General features: G+C 47.9%; 6 protein-coding genes and 1 riboswitch. All 6 genes read left to right on the forward strand.

The features are described from left to right. Window positions 1-182 precede the first annotated feature (182 nt). Genes CP943_RS02360 through CP943_RS02385 form a run of 6 tightly spaced genes read left to right on the forward strand, consistent with a single transcriptional unit; the run spans window position 183 to window position 8,105 of the window. Entirely contained in the window at window positions 183-2,237 is a 2,055-nt protein-coding gene (locus CP943_RS02360) for a hydantoinase/oxoprolinase family protein (protein WP_020450099.1), read from the forward strand. 2 nt (window positions 2,238-2,239) lie between these two features. Beyond that, the gene (locus tag CP943_RS02365; protein WP_059230696.1) at window positions 2,240-4,234 is read left to right on the forward strand and encodes a hydantoinase B/oxoprolinase family protein; all 1,995 of its coding nucleotides are present in this window, start codon (window positions 2,240-2,242) and stop codon (window positions 4,232-4,234) included. Next, a complete protein-coding gene (locus tag CP943_RS02370) occupies window positions 4,231-5,319 on the forward strand; it encodes an ABC transporter substrate-binding protein (RefSeq protein ID WP_020450101.1) in 1,089 nt (362 codons plus the stop codon). The genes CP943_RS02365 and CP943_RS02370 overlap by 4 nt, the downstream gene beginning before the upstream one ends. 9 nt (window positions 5,320-5,328) lie before the next feature. After that, entirely contained in the window at window positions 5,329-6,447 is a 1,119-nt protein-coding gene (locus CP943_RS02375) for an ABC transporter ATP-binding protein (protein ID WP_020450102.1), read from the forward strand. Further along, window positions 6,434-7,300, forward strand: coding sequence for an ABC transporter permease (locus tag CP943_RS02380; RefSeq protein WP_025810784.1), 867 nt, complete (start codon window positions 6,434-6,436; stop codon window positions 7,298-7,300). Before CP943_RS02375 ends, CP943_RS02380 begins: the two co-directional genes overlap by 14 nt. Next, window positions 7,293-8,105, forward strand: coding sequence for an ABC transporter permease (locus CP943_RS02385; RefSeq protein ID WP_023855666.1), 813 nt, complete (start codon window positions 7,293-7,295; stop codon window positions 8,103-8,105). The genes CP943_RS02380 and CP943_RS02385 overlap by 8 nt, the downstream gene beginning before the upstream one ends. 467 nt (window positions 8,106-8,572) lie before the next feature. Beyond that, window positions 8,573-8,659, forward strand: a riboswitch (cyclic di-GMP riboswitch). Window positions 8,660-8,788 lie beyond the last annotated feature (129 nt).

Genomic DNA, 8,788 nt, shown 5'->3' on the forward strand with positions numbered 1-8,788 from the left:
AAATGTGAAATACTGTGAACAACACAATTGAAAATGTGATGATATGGTATCTTAAAATTAAATATTAAATAAAAAAGACTCGGAATATTGTAATTAAACATAATTGACTACTTTCTCATGCTTGATTAGTATAATAGTAAAATATTTTTAAAAAAGGATATTTTTAAAAGGGGGGATCGGGATTGAATGAAGAAGGTTACCGGCTTGGAATTGATATTGGAGGAACTTTTACCGATCTTACATTGTTAAACCAGGCGGACGGGAGCATGACCGCAGTTAAAACGCCGACCGTTCCCGAAGATCCGGCCCAAGGGATCATCAACGGTTTGGCTCTCTTGAAGACCCAGGGTGTTCACCCTTCAGAAATTCATCACTTCGTACACGGCATGACAATCGGTTTGAACACATTATTACAACGCAAAGGGGCTGATATTGCTTTATTCGTAACCGAAGGTTTCCGTGATATTCTTTCGCTTCAACGCCTCCGGCTTCCGATACCGTACGATTTTAGATCGAGAATGCCGGAGCCCCTTATTCCCCGGAAAAACGTGTTTCCCATTCAAGAAAGAATGCTTTATGACGGCTCTGAAAAGCTGCCGCTCCATAAGGAAGAGATCGATGAGGCGGTTGGACAAGTTTTAAGAAAAGGATTAAAAGGAATCGTTGTTTCTTTTTTGCACAGCTATCGGAATCCGCTTCATGAACGCCAGGCTGCAGAACGGATCAGACAAATAGCACCTGAGCTTGAGGTTGCAACGTCTGCGGAGCTTTGGCCGCAAATGAGGGAATACGAACGGACGGTTATGGCCGTCGCAAACCTATACATCAAACCGAATGTCCATCACTACTTTCGAACGCTGAAAGAGAGGCTCGCCCTGGAAGGAATTTCAGCGCAGCCGTTTATCACCCAGTCTAACGGAGGACTGATGGACATTGAATCGGCTGCCGAGGCACCTGTCAAAACGCTTTTTTCCGGACCGGCAGCAGGGGTCATCGGTGCCATCAGAACGGCGGAAACCGCCGGAGAGGCGAATATCATCACATTTGATGTCGGAGGAACTAGCGCGGATATTTCGATTGTTGAAGAAGGGGAGCCGACTTTTACACAGTCAAATCAAATCTCTGGATTTCCGATTACGATTCCGTCTGTAGCGATGTATTCGATCGGTGCTGGCGGAGGGTCGGTGGCATGGATTGACAGCGGCGGTCTCTTGAAAGTAGGACCGGAGTCAGTTGGATCTGATCCGGGGCCGGCTTGTTACGGAAAAGGAACAAAGGCCGCACTTACAGATGCGTTTCTTATATGTCATTATTTAAATCCAAACCGGTTTGCATCAGGAAATATGAAACTGTACCGGGAAAGATCCGAAAAAGCGCTCCTCCCGGTTGCCGAATATTTAGGCACAGATGTGGAGCAGGCCGCGGATCAGATGATTCAGGTTGCGCTTGCCAATATGTACACGGAACTAAGCAATGTTATGGAGCAAAACGGGTTTGACCCGCGTGAATTCAGCCTCATGGCCTTTGGAGGCGCAGGACCGGTCACTGCTAATTTTTTAGCTGAGGAAATTCAGGCCAAAAATGTGCTGATCCCGCCGCATCCGGGAACCTTGTCCGCTTTGGGCGCACTGACGGCGGATTTTATTTATGATGCTGTATGTTCAAGACAGGTGCTGCTTGAACAAATAAAAACGGCCGAGTTAAAAGCGGAGTTTGTAAGGCTGCAAGAGCAAGCGGAAACATGGCTGCGGAAACAGCAGGCGGAGATGCTGCCGGAAACCTCTCTTCTTTACTTGCTTGATGCCCGTTATAAAGGTCAGGCATACGAAATTGAGCTCCTTGTTTCACCGGAATGCCTGGAAGGCAAAAGCACGAGTGAAATCGCGGACTCCTTTCACCTCTTACATGAAAAGCAATATGGACACAGCGATGAGAAAGCAAGCATTGAGTTGATGAATATACGCGTCCGCATCATAGGCAAGACACCGAAGCCGCCAGGCGGTAAAGGAGGCCGAAGTGATCTGCCCGAGGCTGAACCGGTCAGCCAAAGAAAGATCATCATAAAAGGCGGTACATATCAAACCGCTGTATACCAACGTTCAGATTTAAGTTGCGGTCAGAGAATAAATGGGCCGGCCATTGTTGAGCAAGATGATACAACGACGCTGATTTTGCCAAATTGGAGCGGAAAAACTGATCATGCCGGAAATTTGATCATTGAACGGAAGGAGAGCTGACCATGCGCACAGATCCTGCCCGGCTGGAAATGATGAGAAGCTACTTTAACGCGATAGCCGCGGGAATGGGACACGTTATTGAACGGACGTCCTTTACCACATTTGTAAAAGAGTCAGCTGATTTCGCTACTGCGCTTGCGACGCCGGAAGGGGAGTTTTTCGTTTATCCGAAAACGGTCGGCGTCACGATTTTTTTAGGCCTTTCATTAAAACGGATCATCGAAGAAAGCGGCCCATTTGAACCGGGAGACATTATCCTCACAAATGATCCCTATACAACGGACGGATTAGCGACCCACTTGCCTGATATACATGTAGTGAAGCCGATTTTCATGGAGGGCGAGGTCATCAGTTACGCGTGGTGTTTTGTCCATTGCAGCGATGTCGGCGGCCTTGTTCCGGCAAGCATTTCGCCGACAGCGACAGACATCCATCAGGAAGGCCTGAGGATACCGCCGGTGAGAATTTACAAAGCGGGAAGAGAAAATCGCGATATATTGAATGTGCTGCGGGCAAACAGCAGGGTTCCCGACTTAAATGAAGGGGATATTCATGCGATGGTGGCCGCGGTCAATACGGCGGAGAACCGATTGACAGAGATGGTCGGCAAGTTTGGAAAAGAAGCGGTCCAACAAGGAATGTATGATTTGCTCGAACAAGCAGCTATGAGAGCCGGCCGGGTTATCAGCGGGATTCCGGAAGGCACATACAGTTTTTCAGATTATCTTGATGACGATATGATTTCTGACGTTCCGATCCGCTTGGCTGTTACGGCAAACGTCTCGGGAGGGGAAATCACATTGGACTTTTCAGACTGTGATCCCCAGGTGAAAACCGCATTTAACCTTGTCACTAATGGAAGCAAACATTCATTTCTATTTCAGGGCCTGATCAACTTTATCATAAGTGAAGACCCGTATATTCCGGTTAACGGGGGACTGACAAGGCCGATCAAAGTCATCGCTCCGAAAGGTACACTGGTTCATCCGGAATATCCAGCGGCCGTCGGAATTCGTCATTCGATTACGATGAGACTTTATAATGCCGTACTGGGCGCTTTGGCCAAGGCGCTTCCGAAAGCTGTGCCTGCAGCAGGCGCCGGTCAGTCAGCGATTGTCGTACTGTCGGTTCCCGACGAATCAAAGGGCGGCCGGAAGATGTCCGTGGTCGAACCGATGGGAGGCGGAGGAGGCGGCCAGCATGACATGGACGGAGCAGACGGTATTGACCATGCATCCGGATTTTTGAAAAATACGCCGATTGAAAGCCTTGAACAGCACATTGACATCCATGTCCGCCGCTATGAGCTGATTAAAGATACCGCCGGAGCCGGTTTTCACAGGGGCGGCCATGCAATCGGACTGGAGTTTGAAGCGACGGCGCCAGAATCGATTGTGACCGCAAGAGGGATGGAGAGAATGCGATTTCATCCGTGGGGGCTCGCCGGGGGAACGGCAGGAGAGCTCGGACGGGTGCGTCTTTATCCGGAGCAGCCTCAGGAGAAAACGATTTCGAAGATCGACGTTTTAAAGCTCAACAAAGGGGATGTTATCAGCATTCATTCGCCTGGCGGCGGAGGCTGGGGAGATCCATACAGCCGGGAAGCTGAATCGATTTTGAGGGAAGTTGAATCGGGCTTGCTGAGCCCGGAAGCGGCATACCATCAATACGGCGCGGCTGTAAAAGAAAACGATGCAGGCTCATTCATTATTGATCTGGAAGAAACAGCTGAAATCAGAAAAAAGAAAGCAGGCGAACCTCGGAAACATTGGGATTTCGGGCTTGCTAGAGAAGAATACGAACGGTGCTGGACAGAGGAAGCCAGCAGCACATTGGCCCGGATTCTGCGACAGTTTCCGGCTCATCAAAGATCACATGTTAAACATCTAGTCCACCGTTATTTTTCAAAAGAACATAACGGTTCGATCAGCAAAGGCGATGTTGCGGCCGCTGTGGAAAAACTGGCTGGCAAAAATAACACGGGAATGGTGAGATGACAATGAAAAGTAAAATTTCTGCTTTATTTATTCTGTCTCTTGTAGCGGTGCTCCTTCTTTCGGGCTGCGGCGGAAAAGGTAGTCAGGAAAGCAAACAATCAGATACAGTCGTTATCGGCGTCTATGGAGGCGATTGGGAAAAACATATTAAGCCTAGCCTCGAATCTTTTGAAAAAGAAACAGGGCTGAAGGTCAAAGTCGTCGCAGGGACAGACTCTGAGTGGTTTACAAAGCTCAAAGCTGCAAATGGCAGAAATGCTCCGTATGATCTCTTAATCCTGCAGCCGGATACGATTCACAGGGCACAGTCGGCGGGATTACTGGCGCCGATTGATCAGGAAAAGGTTCCGAATGTCCGCGATCTGTATCATTCCGTTCAGAAACGCTTCACTGATGATGGAAAGCAGTATGCGGCCGGTTTCAGTATGGGGCAGCTCGGAATTGTCTACCGAAAGGACCTTGTACCGCAGGAGCCTAAACGCTGGACGGATCTTTGGAACAGCAGCTATAAAGGTCATGTGGCCATATCATCGCCGGCTTATTCGGCGGGACTTCAGTTTTTTGTAGGATTAATCAATGCCCAGGGCGGCCTGGAGTCAAATGGGAAAGACGTGGATAAAGCGTTCAACAGTTTGACGGATTTAAAGAACAACATAACAGCCTATCCCGATAATCCGGGCTCGATACAAACACTTTTGGAACGCGGGGATGCATGGGTTGTCCCGTTTTGGGACGGACGCGCTTTTTCTTTGCAGGACGCCGGTCTTGACCTGGGATTTGCATATCCCGAGGAAGGTGCCGTCGCAGCAGTTGCAAGCTGGGCTTTGATGAAAGGAAGCCCTAATCAGGATAACGCATACAAGCTGTTAAATCACCTGCTCAGTCCAAAAGTGCAAGGAGATTTTGCCGATAGAACATTTTACGGCATGGCCAATAAAAAAGTGAAATACAGCGATAAATTAAAAGGAAAGATTAAAGTAGGGGAGGACTATTACAGGAATTTAAAATGGGTTGACTATGAAGTCGCGGCAAAAGATCTAGGCGATTGGACAAATCGCTGGAATCAAGTACTTGGCGGAAAATAGGTGACAAACATGAGCGCAATTCAGATTCAGCATGTCAGCCGGCATTTCGGAAACACCATCGCATTGGAAGACGTACAGCTTGAAGTCAAAGAAGGGGAATTTTTCTCTCTCCTCGGTCCGAGCGGCTGCGGAAAGTCAACGCTCCTTCATATCATTGCCGGGTTCCTTGAACCGACGTCAGGGTTTGTATATATAGGAGGAAGAGATGTAACTGATTTGCCGCCATACGACCGACATATTGGAATGGTTTTTCAGGATTATGCTTTATTCCCGCATCTCAGCGTATTTGACAATGTTGCATACGGATTGAAAGTTCGAAAATGGCCCCGCCGCAAGATTGAAGAACGGGTGATGGAAAGCCTCGCCCTTGTCAGGCTTGAAGCGTTTGCTAATCGCATGCCCCGTCAGCTGAGCGGGGGCCAGCAGCAGCGGGTGGCGATTGCCCGGGCATTGGCGATTCAGCCGTCTGTGCTATTGCTAGACGAGCCGCTGAGCAACTTGGATGCGAAACTTCGAAAAGAAATGCAGACGGAGCTGCGCAGCATCCAAAAGCGCGTCGGTATTACAACGATTTTAGTGACGCACGATCAGGAGGAGGCTTTAAGCTTATCAGACAGAATTGGAATCCTCGGCTGCGGCAGGCTTCAGCAGCTCGGCACTCCGTTGGACGTGTACCGCACGCCTGCTAATCAATTTGTCGCCGAATTTATCGGACAGGTCAATTTGCTGAAAGCGCGTGCGTCGAAGATACAGCCTTCATCAGGCGTTTATGGCTATGAAGCGGTCGATTTTGAAATATATGAAGGTGTTCCGCTGACTTTTGAAATCAGCCGGAATCTCTTAAAAAAATCCTCTGTATTGTTCATGGTGCGGCCCGAGAGAATCTCAGTCTCTTTCGAGAAACAGAAGAACAGGCTGATTGAAATGCCTGCAACGATAACGGAAGTCAGTTATGCCGGGCATGCTCTCAGGCTGAAAGCCGCTGTTTTCAAAGGAGAATGGATCATTCAGGCGCCCGATCCTCAATTTCCAAGATTGCCGAAGGCGGGGGATCAAGTGTATCTTTCTTTGGATCCGGACGATTTTGTTCCGCTCGATGTAAAGGAGGATGCAGATGGGTGCTCTTGAACAAAAACGGTTTTATTGGGTTTTGCTTGTTCCCGTCCTTTTATTTCTCGGCGTTTTTCTCGTGTTGCCGCTTGTTCTGCTGCTGTTATTAAGTTTCAGAGACGTGGACGCTATGATGAATACGCTCGATACGTACAGTTTTTCTCAATATGTCGAAGTGTTCTCTTCGGACATTTATTTGAAAACCATCGGTATAACGCTTTGGACGGCGTTGAAGACCACTGTATTATGCCTTGTGATGGCGTATCCGGCAGCATATTTACTCGTTAAGGCGCCGACCGGCAGGCTGCGGGCTTTGTTTTATATATTGCTTGTTTCTCCTTTACTGACCAGTGTTGTCATTCGGACGTTTTCCTGGATTGTGCTGCTTTCGCAAAACGGGATCGTCAATGAGGCGCTTATCAGCTTGAAGCTGATTGAAAAGCCCCTGCCGCTTTTATGGAATATGAACGCCGTCATCATCGCATATGTCCAGGTTATGCTGCCGTTTGCTGTGCTGCCGCTTGCCGGTTCTTTAAGCGAAATGAAACCGGATCTTAAATTTGCTTCGATGAGCCTTGGAGCGGGGAGGCTTCGGACATTTTTTTTCGTGACCTTGCCAATGACGGTTCCAGGATTGCTGACAGGAGCAATGATCGTGTTTTCGCTTTCGGCCGGAAGCTATATTACGCCTCTTCTCGTCGGCGGAAGGATGCAGCCGCTGCTGCCGTTATCAATCTATCAGCAGGTCATGCAAGTCTTTCATCTTCCTCTTGCAGCAGCTATGTCGATTACTTTATTAGCCGTTGTCAGCGTGGTTATTGGAATCCTTGGCTTTTTCCAAAAGCGTTGGGAGGCGAGAATAAATGGGTAGACAATTGCGCCGTTTGTCTGGGGGAAAGTGGATTGATGTGTGCGTTTGGGCGGCGGGTTTATTGGTATACCTTTTTTTGGCGCTGCCTGTATTTGTGATTATACTGTCGGCTTTCAGCCCGGACGAATATCCGAAGTTCCCGCCATCCGGCGTCTCGCTGCGCTGGTTTGCCGGAGTTTTCAGCAGCAGCGGCTGGATGGAATCGATTTGGGTCAGCGGTATGCTGCTTCTCGTTGTAACGCCTCTTGCGGTGATCCTCGGAACAGTTGCAGCTTATGCATTGGCGCGGCTGAACTTTCCTGGAAAACAGGGCATTCAGGCTTTTATTTTATCGCCGTTGATGATTCCTCAAATCGCATTAGGCGTGTCATTTCTCTATTTATTGACAATGCTTGGGGTAAACGGCACATTTGCCGGCCTGGCCGCCGGGCATATGCTGATCAGCCTTCCGTATGTCTTACGGACGGTCGGCGTCAGCATGGCGAACGTGGATCCGAAGCTTGAACTGGCATCCATGAATCTTGGCGCAGGTCCATGGTATACTTTTTTTCATGTTACCTTGCCGCTCATTAAACCGGGAATCATTGCGGGAGCCGTTTTTGCCGCTGTGACGTCATTCGGGGAAGTATCAATCAGTCTGTTTGTTTCTTCACCTGCTGTCACGCCTGTACCGGTGCGCACGTTCAGCTATATTGACCAGACGTTTGATCCGAGTGTTAATGCGATTTCGGTTATTTTTATCACAGTTTCAGTGATCGCGCTGATCATCATCGAGCGGACGATCGGGCTTTCAAAAACCGTGTAGCAGGCGAAACTCAGCCTGCTTTTTTGTATGGAACACCGAAAGTATTTCAAGATACCGTTTAGGAGGAGACAGTTCAGTGATTTTCCGTTCTGCTTCAATGTTTTCGCAAGCTGTTTGTCTTTTCTCGTATCAGTTTAAACGGCTGGGTAAAAGAAACGTTTTATTTGAATGAACATTGTAAAAGAAAACGCCTAAGCCTTAACGGATTTTCATGATTTATTCATGAAGTTAAGGCTGTTTTTTTAATATTTTAATATATTCTTTATCTAGGATTTGGAATTTTTTGCGGAATTAAGCGGTTTTTTTCGTTTTCCCGCATATTTTTTTGTCGATTTCGGTATCACGCATTAACATTCATGGATAACATTCGGCATCCCGCATGAAACTTTTCACCTATTTTTCGGTGAAAAAAACAAAATTTTCATTTAAAGTGAACTGTGAGCAGAAAATGAATTTATATCAATAAAAGCAGATAAAGGCAAACCTGCGGAAACGCAGGGACGCAAAGCCATGGCCTAAGGTACTGACGGTGCTACGGTTGACAGGTTGCCGAATAAACAGGGAGTTCGCCCGTTTTTATTCGGGTGGACTCTTTTCTTTTTTATTTCCAAAATAATGTTTTATTGGAAATGACAAATCTGTGACAGCGTTTTTCGCTCATCGCAATACCGCAACATTGCATT

The organism is Bacillus paralicheniformis (assembly GCF_002993925.1).
GTDB classification, from domain to species: Bacteria; Bacillota; Bacilli; order Bacillales; family Bacillaceae; genus Bacillus; species Bacillus paralicheniformis.

Coding starts and splice junctions, on each gene's coding strand:
- CP943_RS02365 (WP_059230696.1), top strand. CDS start 2,240: ATGCGCACAGATCCTGCCCGGCTGGAAATGATGAGAAGCTACTTTAAC.
- CP943_RS02370 (WP_020450101.1), top strand. CDS start 4,231: ATGACAATGAAAAGTAAAATTTCTGCTTTATTTATTCTGTCTCTTGTA.
- CP943_RS02375 (WP_020450102.1), top strand. CDS start 5,329: ATGAGCGCAATTCAGATTCAGCATGTCAGCCGGCATTTCGGAAACACC.
- CP943_RS02380 (WP_025810784.1), top strand. CDS start 6,434: ATGGGTGCTCTTGAACAAAAACGGTTTTATTGGGTTTTGCTTGTTCCC.
- CP943_RS02385 (WP_023855666.1), top strand. CDS start 7,293: ATGGGTAGACAATTGCGCCGTTTGTCTGGGGGAAAGTGGATTGATGTG.